Raw genomic sequence first — 14205 nt, 5'->3', positions numbered from 1 at the left:
TCCTGCTCTTCCTCCTTTTAATGCAACGTTATTGAGAAGCGCTTTGACCCTGGCCTTGATCGGCGCCCAACAGGCTAGGCTTGTTTGAACGAGCGCTTTGAATGACTAAGATGCTGTTGGTCAACAGAATGCGTTCCTGTTGCTGACGAGTTAAATACAATTGATAATTAATTTCTGCAAGCAGCAGAGCAATTTCTTTTTGCACCGTTTCGGGGGGCGCATTTTTTATTTGCTCAGTCCACTGTTGTTGCTGTTGATTGTTTTGATTTTGTCCTGTGGTATTTTGGTTAATATTTGCCAATCGCCATGTGGCCATGTTGTATTCACTTGATGCTTCACTGGTTTTAGTTGTATCGCTTGTCATTCGTTTCGACAGAATGTAGTAAAGGTTATTGACTCCTACCGAGGTTTGCGCTGCATAGGTTCGCAAGGAAGCCAGGTATTGGCTTAGGGTGTAATTCGCTTGTTGGGTGGCAAGATCCGTTGTTTTGCCGGTGGTAGCCGTATTATATAAACTTTCATATTGGCTCCAAGTGGCCAAATCAACTGGGAGAGTGTTGCCACTGACGTAGCGGATGAAATTTTCCGCAATCTGAGCTTCGCTGTTTGCCGTCAATTGACTTGAGGATTGATTGGTTGTTTGGCTGTCTGTGGAATAACTCAAAGGCGTCAGGAGGGAATTGCTGCTGAGTTGCTGAATAAGATTGTTGTTTGTTGAATTGGTGGTTATTCCATCGGTGGTAAAAAACTTCGTGGGGCCTGGAAGTGTGCCAACGACATCCGTAACAATTTTTAAATTTGTGAGTTGTGCTCCAGCACTTGTACAGTTGCTCAAGGGATTGGCGGTAAATGCTTTTCCTTGATAACTAGAGAGGCAATAAGAGTAGTCTGGTGTTGTCAGGATGTTAAGGACGGACTGGCTGATTGGGTCGGATTGATAAGGTTGTTGGTCAACAAGACTATTAGCCGATATATTCCCTCCTGTGGTGGTTGTAGAACTATAATTTTTAAAAATTGAAAGGCTGATGATGCTGGTTAATGCAGCCACCGCTGGAATGTAAGCATTGGTAATTTGTGTTTGTGAAAGATCTAAAAAAGGCAGGGGAGCGGCTGATTGTATTGGGTTGTTTTGGGGTGCTGTTCCTAGAGAAAAGCCTAAGTATTGTCCTAAATTATATAAGTAAACTTGGATGGCTTGTAAACTTTCCGTCCCTTCGGGTGAATAGCCACCGTTGCTATCATTCGGCTGATACACTTGCGCGCTGGCAGTGAATATGCTTGTAGAAAGCAGGCAGGCTAATAGTGGGCGACCAATTATTTTCATTATTCTTCCCCTTCAAGAGCTCGTGCAACCAGTTTAAGGCGATACTCAGAAAAAACGCGTGATAATAAGCGTAATCGCTCAAAGACGATATTGCGCTTAAGAAAAAAACCAGCAGGATCGGCGCTCGACGTGCTGGTTTCTTCCGCATAAATCAGGATTTTTGACGCGCTACCAGGATGTACTGTGTCAATGGCCTGTAATAAGCGAAGTCCGCGTCCGGATTTTATATTGCCAACAAGACGAATAAATTTATCTTCTTCGCCCAATACATTCATGTCAATGGCTTCGATGTCGTCCAATTCCTTGCCTAATTGCTCAATGGCTTGTTCCAGTTTGGTATCTCCATCCAGTGTCCAGTCTTCCACGCTTTCCATGAACGTAACCACACGGTAAATCATGGGATCAATAAAATCATGCCAATACTGGGCAGAAGCTTCATGACTAAGATCAGGCATATTTTTACTCTTTTTTTACTTTTTTTCAGGCAAGAATGTATGCGTTGTGTTTTAATTAATTATTATAATATAGTATAAAAAGTAAAAGTCTATTGGAACATAAGTAAGTTTTATGAAAAAAAAATCCGGCTCCCGCATAGGGAAGATAGTGAGGAGTATTTTTAATGTTCGAGGCTGGGCAGACTGGGATCGCGTTAAAGGGTGGACCTCATACATTTTGTTGGGGATAAAACGGCTTTTTGTCCCACAACACCGTGATAGTCGCGTGCCATTTGAAGTCATCCAAGCCCAGTTTAATTTGACGAACAGCCAGCTTCTTGCAAAACAAAAAGCCCTGTTTCGGTTGTGCTTGCTTATGATTTTATTTGCGGTTCTTCTCTTATCCTATTCGATTTATCTTCTTGTATTGGGTCATATTTTAGCATTTGCGTTAAGCTTGATTGTAACATTAATCGCCTTGGTATTAGCTTTTCGTTATCATTTTTGGTACTTCCAGATTCGAGAACGAAAATTAGGTTGCTCTTTGAGGGAATGGCTTAGACAAGGCATAATGGGTGATAAACCATGAAAAAGTTTACCCTGAGTTTGTTGTTGGCATGTTTCCCGGTGCTGGCTTTAGCGGCGGATCAAACGTTCACCTTCGCTCCTCCGCCAGGAGATTATTCCGTTGTATTTCTTGGTAATATTTTTGGGGTTGTCGATGGTGTGTTACATGGCACGGGCAGCCAAATCATGGGGAGTATGTTTGCTGTTTTAAATGCCGCAGTACTTGCTTTAGGCGGTATTGTGATCATGTACACCTTAATTGTCTCGACGTTAAATACCGCACAAGAAGGACAGTTTCTTGGCCAGAAATGGTCTTCACTCTGGGTGCCCGTACGTACAACCTTTGGCCTGGCCTTATTGATTCCCAAGGCTTCCGGTTATTGCTTGATGCAAATTTTTGTGATGTGGGTGATTGTGCAAGGCGTAGGTGCTGCAGATAAAGTATGGGATGCAGCATTAGGCTATTTGAATGGTGGTGGCTCCATTGTGATGAATCAGCCTAATCCGGCGAAATCAATGCTTAGCTCATCCAGCGATGCAAGCAGTGTCCCTTATGGGGCACAAGTAATATTAGCCGGTCAAGTCTGCATGCTTGGCATGCAAAAGCAGCTGGAGAATCAGCGCACCACTTATCTGCAGCAGAAAAGTAATCAGGCAGGACCATCAGGCCCTTGTGTTAATCCAGCAAATGATAACATGAAGAGTTTTTGCAGCAATGCTGTTCCGGATTTTATCAGCACCGTTAATATTATTTCTGCGCAATCAAAGCAAAAATATTCTGTAGACATGCCGAATTTTACCGATGATCCCTTATATTCTCAGCTCAATGGCATTTGTGGACAAATAAAATGGAATGAGTTTTCATTTTCTAATGAGTCAAAGGTTTCACAAGTAGTCAGCAGCGGTGATGTTGCAACCGCTAAAATGTCCAGGGCGATTGCCATTCAGCAAATGTACATCGATTTATCCATGGTTGCGCAAGTCATGGTCAATAATGACCCGCAACTGTCTTCGCAACAGCAACAAAGCACCACCACAACCACCTCAAATTACTCGCCCGTTGCTGAACAGCAATATGGGGTGCCTCAAACCATATCTGGCGAGGTATGCGCTTCGGTAAGTACGGACAATTGCAAGATGTGGGGCACTGTTCCTGGCAGCTCGGGTGCGCCATTGTTTACTGGCACGGAATTTCAGGGGGCGATTTCTGATTATCATACCATTATGCTGCCTACGTTGACGCTGCAAGAACAAGCAAATAACGCTGGAAGCGCTTCGGATGCGCGTCAATTTATCCAGAATGCAACCTCACAAGGCTGGATTATGGCTGGTAGCTATTTTTTTAATTTGGTCCGATTGAATGTGGCGGCAATGGAAGCGGCCAGCGACCTGTCCGATACGGGCAATGGTCTGCAACAAAGCACGTTGGTTAGTCCTACTAAGGCATTAACAGGGTGGTCTGACAGTTGCAATAATTCAAGTCCTCCCGTCCTTTGTGACTTGTTTAATAATGATAACACAAAACTGAAGCAGGTTGCCGATTTAATCACTGGGGCGAGTTCACCTACTGCTTCTGCGGTCAGCGCTAGTGGTTTTTCTTCAGGGAACCGTCAGGTGGATGACGATAGTGATTCTAAGAATGATTCAACCGTGTTTGGATTTGTCAATAATTCCACCATCTTGCAAATTTCTGACTCGCAACCGGGTGGCAGTGGAGCGTCCTTTAAGGCGATAGGAAACATTCCCCCGCCAGACTTAAGTTCGCTGCAGTTGCCCTATCCTTCGTTTAGTTGTGGCGGGGGAAGGTTCTTTTTCTTTGTGTGTATCGGTAATCTTCTTGGCACGATGCTGTGGTATATTGTGGCTACCATATACAATGCATTCATGGCCTTATTTGGCACGGTCATTGAACAATTTATATGGGGCTTTTTACAGATGCCATTACAAGCAATGGCTGCCATATTTCAGCAGGGGGTAAACATTATTACTCAGCCGGGCATTAATCCGGTCGTAGCGTTAGCCAACATGGGTACTTATTACATCAACTTTGCCGGCAATTTGTGGATAGAGTTGATCATGATGGCGGCACTCCCTATTGTCAATTTGATTCTTTTCCCCATGATTGCGCTTACCTTGCCGTTGTTGTTGACTTGGACAAGCATCATGGTTGGTATCGGTTTTACGACGGCTTATTACGTGCCGGTTTTGCCCTATGTCATCTTTACGCTTGGTTCGATTGCCTGGTTGATTGCCGTGATTGAGGCGATGGTGGCCGCACCTATTGTTGCTTTGGGTGTGACTCATCCAGAAGGACATGAGGCGTTTGGTAAGGGTGAGCAGGCCATCATGATTCTGATGAATGTTTTTTTGCGGCCCTCCATGATGATCATTGGTTACATTGCCGCCATTGCTTTATCTTACGTAGGGGTCTGGATTTTAAATGCAGGATTTCAGAATGCCATCGGTTTTCTTCAAGGAACAGGGGCTTATGGTACGGATGGTTCGCTGGCTGATCAGATTGCTATCGGTGCCGGGTTTGCCCATTTCACCGGTGGTGTGTCAACTGGCGCAGGAACAATCTCGGGTGGTTATACGGGGTGGGCTGGTGTGTATGCGTACTTTTTCTCCATCCTGATTTATACCATGCTGTATCTAACCATTGTGCAAAAAGCATTTTCCTTAATTGCCTACCTTCCCGATAAGGTGTTGCGTTGGATTGGCGGGGCGCCTGAGAGTTTAGGGCAAGAAGCTGCACAATGGGGTGATGAAACAAAAGGAAAAATAGGTGAGTCCGGCAAAGAAACGCAAGGGGCTCAGGCTGCAATTGACAAGCAATTGTCAGGTTATGCCACTAAAGCGACGGGTTGGGCTAAGAAAAAATTATCACAAAGTGGTGGGGGCGGTGCCGAAGCTACTGGTGGTAGCAAAAAAAATAGTAGTCAATCTGGTCAGCCTCCTGGTGGAAAAAGTAGTGGTAAATCTAGTGGCGGTCAATCTGGCCAGCCTCCTGGTGGTGGTGAGTCCGCGCCACCAGTCGGTAAGTAATGCTTAGCTTCTAATCTTGCACATTCCTCCCCTTGGAGGCTAGGAGGCTTTTGTAAACATGAGTTATTCAAACGATTTTTGATAATCTTTCGTGCCGGCCATAATAATTTTATACGTTCTTTCATTGATAATGCCCTGCTCAAGCTTTTCTTTGGCATCATGAGTCATTAATTGGCCTCGCTGACGAACTAATTTACGCGTCGTGTTTGTTACTTCATTTGGATCTCCTTCCAGAAGAATATCACGCGTTTCTTCGTCAAAGACCAGATATTCACGTAATGCTACGCGCTTGCCATCTACCGTAGGAACCAATTTTTGCCAGATACAAAGACGTATGGTTTCCAGAATGTCTATGGTTCTTCCCAGGCGTTCCTCACCAGCGAAGGAGGTAACCAGGCGTCGCATGGTTTCTGCTACTCCTGAGGTATGTAAGGTCGTATAGACAGGATGACCGGTTAGTGCCGCTTCTAGTGCGGCGCTGATTGTTTCGCTATCACGACATTCTCCCACCATAATCAAACGTGGTTTACGGCGCAAAGCATTGCGCACTCCTTCTGCGAACGAAGGAATATGGCGTGGAATTTCTGATTGACTAACGACTGCAGAAATGGTTTCAATTTCATCAAAAACAAATTCAATAGGTGCTTCATAGGTTAATACCTTGCGGTTGGAGTCTTCTTTTTCGATAAGATTACGAATAATTGAAGCCAGCAAGGTGGATTTACCCGAACCTGTTGCGCCGGTAATAAATACGATCCCTTCTTGAGGTTCAATGGCTTCAAGAATATGGGGTGGTAAATTCATGGTTTCCAGGCTGGGTGGTGTTGTCGGAATAGTCCGTAAGGTGATTTGTATGGCATCATGTCCTTCTACCAGACAGGCTGTGCCATTGACCCGATAGCGATAGCGTACTCCGCGATTTGGTCGAAACTCATAATGCGTATCAATATCTTGGCCTGACAATAATTGTGTGGTGGCGTTAGGGCCATAAATGGCGTTAATTAAATCACCAAGCTCTGTGTTGGAAAGACGGCGATTTGTTATTTTTATCAATCTCCCATACACTTCGGCAAAAATAGGTTCGCCGGTTTGGATGGTGATGTCGGATGCGTTAAGATGTTCAGCGTGCTCCAGCATTTTATCCATAAAGACAGGAGTAAAACGCGTAGGCTCGTCTGGCATTAGATTTATATGGTCATTATTCGTGTTCAAGCGTTTGCCTCATGATGGTTGTTGAAGAAGGCTTAGGCAAATAGCATTCGCGGCTGAAGTTTACAGGAGCTATTACAGCGTCGCTGAAAATACAACAGAATAAAAAGGTTATGGGTTGTTTCCATCGTGTTTTTTCATCAGCCGATTGGCGTGATGACTGGTTGCCAAGCCTTACTTGTTATTTTAATTTTAGCCGCTTTTACAAGTTTTTCCATTGTTCTGAATTGCTCCAAGGAATCTTCATCTTTAGCGACTGCGGCACGCCATTCTTTGCTGTTGGTATTTAAGGCAGGTAATGCCGTAATCCGTAAAACGCGATCATCGATATGTATTTCTTCGCCATCGCCGGTAATGCCTAAGTCAGTATGAGAAACGTAAGGCGGAGAAACCATATTCATTGCCAATAATTTTCGATATAAAATCATGCCTCTAAAATCTTCCTTGATGCGAGCAATGCTTTCCTCAAGGATGATGTTGGCTTGTTCTATTCCCTGTTTCCACCCTTTTTCCACGCACTCCTTCCATATCATTCGCTCTTCTTTCGTTTTAGGCAAAAGCGTCACATTAGGGTAATCCGGTTTTTTATAATCCATCCATAAGTATTGTCGCCAGTTGGGAGGCGTGGTAATGAATCGAGCTTGTTTGGCAACTTTATAGGTTCTATCTGATATACGAATGGTTTGCGTATCGGCCAAATTAAGAGTATTACGACCTTCCAACAAAACCGGAGGCAAAATATTGTGAGGAAGAACCAGGGCGTTAAAATCAAATATCGCATCAAGATTACGCGTTTCCTTGACGAGTTCCTCATCAATAAATTTAGCTCTCCAGGCAAGTCCTGATTGCGCACCTAAGCTTAGCGCCGTTTCTCGCAGCGCCATTTCGCGGATTTTTCCCGAGCCAGCACGATTGTTTGCTTTCGCGGCATTATTGTTGGCCATGGCTTGCAGACCGGCAAGCGAACCTGTATCTCCTACTTGACCTGTGTAGGAGGAAGCGCAGCCTGTGAGGATGGCGGCTAATACGATAGGAAGACTACGAGTAAAGTTTGGCATAACGCAATTCTATAACCTGACTGTTAGGATAAACATGAATATAAGCTTTTTTCCCGGCCTGATAATCGATGTCTCGTAAAATTTCTGCCAGACTTTCATCTTTTACATTAAGACTGATTAAAACAGGAATGGCAGGTTCTTTGCCTAATACCCTTACTCGATAATGAGCTGCTTTAGCAACCCGTTCAGTCAACTCTGCAATAGGGCCTGACCAATCAACGGAGGCACGTGCCTGTAAATTATAAGCATTAGGAATAGTCAATACATTGTCTTTGCTGGGCGGCGTAATAATTTTTTCTACGCGTGCCATTTCCAACATGGAATCACTAACGGAATTTGCCGCTTCTGCTAACTTTATGGTGGCATCATCACTGGGTTCATTATAGGGAGGTTTTTTATAGACAGCAGTAGTTCCACAGCCGCCAGCCAGTGTGGATGTTAAAAGAAGTGCGACAAGCTTATTTTTCATCTTGTTATTTAGTAAACAATGAGATTAGCATTGATTGAAACAGGAGCATGACGGCTTGTCAAGAAGATAGTACGATTTTCAAAGAAGTGGGGTAATGAGTATTCAGGCGCTGGTGTGTTGGGGTACGGTTCGAATTTTTTCATACAGTGCATAGACAACTTGACCTGCGCGTTTTAAGCGCACGGGTTGCCAGATGGATGTGTCCAGTATGATTTCACCGGGTGTTTCAAGGTAGAGCAAACCATGTTGAATGAGTACATTCGTTTGTTCTAGCGCAGGTAGACAATCAGGAATGTAATTTTTGGCAAATGGGGGGTCCATGAATACGATGTTAAATGACTCATGTGTTTGTCTGAGATAGGCGCGGGTATCTGCTTTTACAACGCTTAAATTTGTAGTGTCGAACGCGGAGACAAGAGATTTCAGATTGGTATAGGCTTTGGGCGATTGCTCCACAAAGACAACCTTGGAAGCACCGCGCGAAAATGCTTCAAATCCTAAGGCACCACTTCCTGCAAAGGCGTCAAGGCAGAGTGCGTTGCGAACATCATGCATTAGCCAATTAAATAATGTTTCTCGCACACGATCAGGGGTGGGCCGGAGTCCTTCAATGGCTGGGAAATGCAGTTTTTTCCCTTTGAAGCGCCCACCAATGATGCGAATGGCTTGTTTCACAGGTTGCCTACCGTGACTTGCAGCAACTTATTAGGCGTGATCGTGTGTACAAAGGCTTGTTTTATTTGTTCGGTCGTGACATTTGCAATTTGTGACGTGTAAGTATCCAGGTAATCTTCTGGAAGATGATAAAACGCTATTTTCAGCAGCATGTTAGCAATATTACGATTACTGGCTAATGATAAAGGAAAACTACCAATGAGGTATTGTTTTGCCGCCGTTAGTTCTTCTTCACTGGGTCCTGCTTTAAGATAAGCGTCCAATGTTTTTCGGGTGACGTCTGTTGCTGTTGCTGCCTGTTTGTTTTGAGTTGCCAAACTGATGATGAATGGGCCTAATCCTGGCATGGGTATAAATTGACTGTATATTCCATAGGTCAATCCTCTTTTTTGTCGTACTTCGTAACCTAATTGCGACACTAACGTACCTCCTCCCAGGATATAATTACCAACGATGAGAGGGAAATAGTGTTTATTATGATGATCAATCCCTAGTTGTCCGAGGCGAATCATACTTTGTGATGATGGGAATTGAACTTCAATGGTTAATTCTTCTGCCAAAGGATGCGCAGCTGGAATCTTTGCAGCCGCCTGACCTGTCGGTAAATCCGCCGTTAATTTTTCTGCTAATTGTTGTGCAGTTGATTTGTCAATAGCGCCAACCATAACGATAATCGCATTGTGGCTGACAAAATATTGTTTATAAAAACGACGTACTTGCTCAATGGTTAATGCCTTGACGCTTTCTTGTGTCCCTCTAATAGGATGAGCATAAGGATGTGTGTCATAAAGCGCTTTAAAAAAGGTTTGATTTGCAATTTCTTCTGGTGATTCCTGAGATTGCGCAATGGACATGAGTTGTTGATTTTTTTCGCGTGCAAACGCTTGTGGAGGGAAATCGGGATGATTCACAATCAAGGCAAAGACATCGGTTGCTTCTTTAAGTGATTTTGGATCGGTTAATGTTTTTAAATTTAATACGGCCATATCACGACTACTTTCGCCATCGTATTGAGCACCGGTTTCTGCTAATTTTTCGGCAACGGTATTGGCATCAAAGCCAGCATTTCCTTGATTTAAAAGTTCAGTGGTCAGTGTACTCAAGCCAAAATGGTCGCCATCGTAAGCCGAACCGGCAGCAAAGGCGACGCTGATGTCGAGCATGGGAACTTCCATTGCCTGATAAAAAATGACTTGTGCGCCATGGGAAGTCAACCAACGTTGCGCTTCAAATGTTTTAGCCGCCAAGACGTGGGGCCAGGCAAAGAATAAGCAGAATAAGGTCAATAAGGATCTCATCGGTTGTTCCTTAGGTTGTCGTTAGTGTTTTTCTTTTTCCGTTGGATGCTTTGGAATCAGTTCGGCCTCCGTAAGAAATTCTTCGCGAAAATAACGCTGTGCTGTTTGTTGCACCTGCTCGGGTGTTATACCATTAATTTTTTCTATATATTTCTCAGCCGTTTGCCAGCCAAGGCCAATTGTTTCTAATAAGCCAAGCTCCATGGCTTGCCCAAAAATAGAATCTCTCTCAAATGTTTTTTGGGCGATGATTTGCGTTTTAATCCGTTGTAATTCTTTTTCACTGATTTTTTCATGTTTAAGGCGGTTGATTTCAGATAAAAAGCCTTGTTGCAAGTCTGCTACCGAATGTGTCTGGCTAGGACTTCCATAAAGGACAAATTGAGTTTGGTAGCGTGCATAGAGGTTGTAATACACATCGGCAGTGCTGGCAATGTGATGGCCGCGCACTAAGTTTTTACTAAAACGCCCATTGTCACCCGCGTCCAGAATGCCGGCTATAATTTCCAAGGCATAGGGGTCGGCGGCTTGCTCAGGAGGTGCTGTTTTCACCGTGGGTACGGTGTAACCAAGCATCAAGAGCGGTACTTGCGCGGGGGCATGTACTTGCACTGTTTTTTGCCCTAAAACAGGGGGTTCGACTTGTGTCTTACGGGTTGGTTGTACGCCAGGCTTGATTTTCCCAAAATATTTCTTGGCTAATTGGTAAACCTGCTCAGGCTTGACATCCCCCACAACCACGAGTGTGGCATTATTGGGTGCGTAATAGCGCTGATACCAGGCTTTTGCATCCTCAATGCGCATGTGTTCTATATCACTCATCCAGCCAATAACGGGATGATGATAAGGCGAAGCAAGATGAGCGGTTGCTAAAAAGCGCTCAAACGTGAGTGCCTGAGGATTATCATCGGTGCGTAAGCGTCTCTCTTCCTGGATAACTTTGATTTCTCGGTCGAATTCTTGTTTATCGAGTAATAAATTTTGCATGCGGTCGGCCTCTAATTCGAGGCTTGTTGCTAAATTGGATGCCGCAATCTTTTCAAAGTAAGCGGTGTAATCAGTATTGGTGAAGGCATTCTCCTGTCCGCCAAGTGCGGCAATGGTTTTAGAAAAAACGCCTACGGGGTATTTTTTTGTCCCTTTAAACATTAAATGTTCAAGGGCGTGTGAAATTCCTGTAAAACCGCCGGGCTCATCTGCAGAGCCGACATTATACCAAACCATGGAGACAACGACGGGTGCACGATGATCCTCTTTCACGATTATTTTTAAGCCATTATCTAAAGTAAATTGCTTTACCTGGCTGAATGTTTGACAGGATAACAGCGCTAACAGCAGCATTAAGACGATGCGCATGATACACCTCACTGAAAAAAGTGATAGAATTCCATATTTCCTTTACTTTGTATACCTATGATTAAATGGTTTAAACGAAATCAGGATGGTAAATCATCCAAATCAACTCAGGATGTATCCGTTGATGCATCGACTGAAGCTGCATCATTAAATGTTGATGGAGAAAAGACATCGACAGCGAATAGACCGCCCAAGAAAAATCTGTTCTCACGTTTTAAACAAGGATTAAGCAAAACGCGTCATCAATTAGGTGATGGCATTGGTCGATTGCTGCTGGGTAAAAAAGAAATTGATGCCGAGTTACTCGAAGAATTAGAAACATTACTCTTGAGTGCCGATGTAGGTATTGAGACCACAAGATCAATTATCCAACAATTAAGTGATGGTTTAACCAGAAGATTATTGGCCGATGGTGATGCCGTTTATGCGGCCTTGAAAACTCACTTGCAAGGTATTCTGACAAAAGAAGCCGCACCGTTGACTCTGGAGGCAGGTGAGCAAACGCCTTTTGTCATTCTAATGGTTGGCGTCAATGGCGCAGGAAAAACCACAACGATTGGTAAGTTAGCCAAGCAATACCAGCAGCTTGGAAAAAAGGTCATGTTGGCGGCGGGTGATACTTTTCGTGCAGCCGCAATCGAGCAATTGCAAGCATGGGGCGAACGAAATCAGATTGCTGTTGTTTCCCAGCATACAGGCGCTGACAGTGCTTCCGTTATTTTTGATGCTTTTCAGGCCGCAAAAGCACGCGGCATGGATGTGTTGATAGCCGATACGGCCGGGCGATTGCATACTCAGCAAAACCTTATGGATGAGCTAAAGAAAGTGAAGCGTGTCTTAAAGAAAATTGATGTGAATGCGCCGCATGAAACCATGTTGGTGTTGGATGCAACGATTGGTCAAAATGCTTTAAATCAAGCGCGCCAGTTTCATCAGGCCGTTGGCGTTAGTGGTATTACGATGACTAAACTGGATGGTACCGCGAAAGGAGGAATATTATTTGCCATTGCTAACGAATTAGAGATACCATTTCGTTATCTGGGGATTGGTGAAGGAATTGATGATTTGCGGCCCTTTAGTGCCTCGCAATTCGTTAATGCAATTTTCAATGATGATATTATTTAACCAGGTCAGTAAACGTTATCCAGGTGGTTATGAAGCATTAAGTGATATCAATTTCTCTCTTGAAAAAGGGGAAATGGCGTTCATTACCGGTCATTCTGGCGCGGGGAAGAGTACCTTGCTCAAGCTCATTGCCATGTTGGAGTTGCCTTCCTCTGGGCAGATTATTGTCAATGGTTTACGGCTGAATCAACTCAAAAAACGAGACGTACCGAGTTATCGTTGTACCCTGGGCATCACGTTTCAATCACCCTATTTACTGAATGATAGAACGGTGTTTGATAACGTCGCTTTACCACTGAAAATTCAAGGGTTTTCTTCGCAGGCCATCGTAAAACGAGTACGTGCCGCATTGGATATGGTTGGTTTGCTGAACAAGGAAAAAATATTACCGCCTCATCTCTCAGGCGGAGAACAGCAACGGGTTGGTATTGCTCGAGCGGTTGTTCATAAGCCGGCCTTGTTATTAGCTGATGAGCCTACCGGAAATCTCGATCCAGCCCTGTCGGCAGAAGTCATGAAGCTCTTTGAGCAGTTAAATCAAGTTGGTGTCGGTGTGTTAGTGGCGACGCATGATTTGGCTTTAATCGCTGGCATGAGACATCGTATCGTCATGCTCAAGGGTGGGCACCTATGTTGAAAAAACTGCATACCTATCTTGATCATCATCGCCAAGCGGTGACAGCCAGTTTTCATTTCTTTGGCCAAAAACCCATTGCAGCAGCCATGACCATCATGGTTATCGCGATTACTTTGGCGTTGCCCGCTCTGTTTTGGATACTGACCTATAATTTGGAGCAATTAACAAATCGTTGGCAAGAGGGGGGGCGGATCGCTCTTTACCTTAAACCATCTCTCTCCATCCAGGAAGCGGAGCGTTTTTTATTGCATGTTCGTACGACACAAGGTGTAGGCCAAGCGGTGTTGAAATCTCCTGAAGAAGGGCTTGCTGAGCTCAAGGTGCAGGAAGGAATGCAGGATATTATGAATTATCTTTCTGAAAATCCTTTGCCAGCTGTGATTGATATTATTCCAGCATTGAGTGTGGATACGCCGGAAAAGCTGGAGCAATTATACATGCAATTAAACTCTTATCCGCAAATAGAGCAGGCCAAACTGGATATGCAATGGGTGAGTCGTTTGCATGCAATTCTTGGGGTAGTGACAAGGATTACTCATGGCTTGATGATTCTTCTCGCTTCAGCGGTTCTTTTGATTATAGGCAATACCTTACGGTTGGCTATTCAGAATCGTCGCGAGGAAATTCAGATACTAAAGCTGGTTGGCGCAACAGATCCCTTCATTCTTCGTCCTTTTCTTTATTCTGGTGTTTGGTATGGCTTTGCCGGCGCAATGCTTGCGCTGTTATTCGTTCAGCTGTTCATGCTAAGTTTAGCGCTGGCTGCCAGGCAGCTAGCGACTGCGTTTCAAATCCCTTTACCCCTGTTGGCTTTATCGTTGCGGCAAGCCTTGCTCTTGATCGTGTCAGCCATTATACTCGGGTGGCTCGGTGCGCGTTTGTCGGTTAAAAGGCAACTGACTTCTATTGAACCGTATAATTAATGTATAATAATACGGGTGTGAAGGCTTGTTAACCAGCTTTTAGTCATAATAATAACGATGAATACCTGTTTCTTTTGTTTTTGAT

13 protein-coding genes are annotated in these 14205 nt (G+C 44.2%); 5 read left to right on the top strand and 8 right to left on the bottom strand.

Translation table 11 applies throughout. The features are described 5' to 3' along the window. Positions 1 to 28: 28 nt before the first annotated feature. Both E1O52_RS04565 and icmW read right to left on the bottom strand, forming a co-directional pair. A complete protein-coding gene (locus E1O52_RS04565) occupies positions 29 to 1324 on the bottom strand; it encodes a hypothetical protein (protein ID WP_133127532.1) in 1296 nt (431 codons plus the stop codon). Continuing rightward, on the bottom strand, positions 1324 to 1779 hold the full coding sequence (gene icmW, locus E1O52_RS04560; RefSeq protein WP_133127531.1) for a type IVB secretion system protein IcmW: 456 nt from the start codon (positions 1777 to 1779) through the stop codon (positions 1324 to 1326). The genes E1O52_RS04565 and icmW overlap by 1 nt, the downstream gene beginning before the upstream one ends. Before the next feature lie 112 nt (positions 1780 to 1891). On the opposite strand from icmW, the gene icmV reads away from it, so the two are divergent. Both icmV and dotA read left to right on the top strand, forming a co-directional pair. Then, positions 1892 to 2347, top strand: coding sequence for a type IVB secretion system protein IcmV (icmV, locus tag E1O52_RS04555; RefSeq protein ID WP_133127530.1), 456 nt, complete (start codon positions 1892 to 1894; stop codon positions 2345 to 2347). After that, on the top strand, positions 2344 to 5370 hold the full coding sequence (gene dotA / locus E1O52_RS04550; protein ID WP_133127529.1) for a type IVB secretion system protein DotA: 3027 nt from the start codon (positions 2344 to 2346) through the stop codon (positions 5368 to 5370). The genes icmV and dotA overlap by 4 nt, the downstream gene beginning before the upstream one ends. 63 nt (positions 5371 to 5433) lie before the next feature. Here dotA and dotB read toward each other — a convergent pair whose 3' ends face one another. The 6 genes from dotB to E1O52_RS04520 all read right to left on the bottom strand — a co-directional run bounded on the left by dotB (position 5434) and on the right by E1O52_RS04520 (position 11435). Continuing rightward, the gene (dotB, locus tag E1O52_RS04545; RefSeq protein ID WP_133127724.1) at positions 5434 to 6552 is read right to left on the bottom strand and encodes a Dot/Icm type IV secretion system ATPase DotB; all 1119 of its coding nucleotides are present in this window, start codon (positions 6550 to 6552) and stop codon (positions 5434 to 5436) included. A gap of 167 nt (positions 6553 to 6719) precedes the next feature. Further along, positions 6720 to 7637, bottom strand: coding sequence for a type IV secretion system DotC family protein (locus E1O52_RS04540; protein WP_133127528.1), 918 nt, complete (start codon positions 7635 to 7637; stop codon positions 6720 to 6722). Beyond that, complete coding sequence (gene dotD, locus E1O52_RS04535; RefSeq protein ID WP_133127527.1) at positions 7618 to 8106, bottom strand: type IVB secretion system lipoprotein DotD; 489 nt, start codon at positions 8104 to 8106, stop codon at positions 7618 to 7620. Before dotD ends, E1O52_RS04540 begins: the two co-directional genes overlap by 20 nt. Before the next feature lie 102 nt (positions 8107 to 8208). Continuing rightward, on the bottom strand, positions 8209 to 8781 hold the full coding sequence (rsmD, locus tag E1O52_RS04530) for a 16S rRNA (guanine(966)-N(2))-methyltransferase RsmD (protein ID WP_133127526.1): 573 nt from the start codon (positions 8779 to 8781) through the stop codon (positions 8209 to 8211). Continuing rightward, positions 8778 to 10079 (bottom strand): M16 family metallopeptidase, encoded by a 1302-nt coding sequence (locus tag E1O52_RS04525; protein ID WP_133127525.1) that lies wholly within the window; start codon positions 10077 to 10079, stop codon positions 8778 to 8780. The genes rsmD and E1O52_RS04525 overlap by 4 nt, the downstream gene beginning before the upstream one ends. A gap of 21 nt (positions 10080 to 10100) precedes the next feature. Further along, positions 10101 to 11435 (bottom strand): M16 family metallopeptidase, encoded by a 1335-nt coding sequence (locus E1O52_RS04520; protein WP_133127524.1) that lies wholly within the window; start codon positions 11433 to 11435, stop codon positions 10101 to 10103. A gap of 57 nt (positions 11436 to 11492) precedes the next feature. Here E1O52_RS04520 and ftsY point away from each other — a divergent pair, with 57 nt between their 5' ends. Genes ftsY through ftsX form a run of 3 tightly spaced genes read left to right on the top strand, consistent with a single transcriptional unit; the run spans position 11493 to position 14120 of the window. Then, complete coding sequence (gene ftsY, locus E1O52_RS04515) at positions 11493 to 12560, top strand: signal recognition particle-docking protein FtsY (protein WP_133127523.1); 1068 nt, start codon at positions 11493 to 11495, stop codon at positions 12558 to 12560. Further along, positions 12547 to 13197 carry a cell division ATP-binding protein FtsE gene (gene ftsE, locus E1O52_RS04510; RefSeq protein ID WP_133127723.1) on the top strand — a complete coding sequence of 217 codons (651 nt, stop codon included), beginning with the start codon at positions 12547 to 12549 and terminating at the stop codon, positions 13195 to 13197. Before ftsY ends, ftsE begins: the two co-directional genes overlap by 14 nt. Then, entirely contained in the window at positions 13191 to 14120 is a 930-nt protein-coding gene (gene ftsX / locus E1O52_RS04505) for a permease-like cell division protein FtsX (RefSeq protein ID WP_133127522.1), read from the top strand. The genes ftsE and ftsX overlap by 7 nt, the downstream gene beginning before the upstream one ends. Positions 14121 to 14205 lie beyond the last annotated feature (85 nt).

The sequence above is a fragment of the Legionella nagasakiensis genome (genome assembly GCF_900639915.1).
In the GTDB taxonomy this organism is placed as follows: domain Bacteria; phylum Pseudomonadota; class Gammaproteobacteria; order Legionellales; family Legionellaceae; genus Legionella_A; species Legionella_A nagasakiensis.
This window is presented reverse-complemented; position numbering and strand designations above follow the sequence as displayed.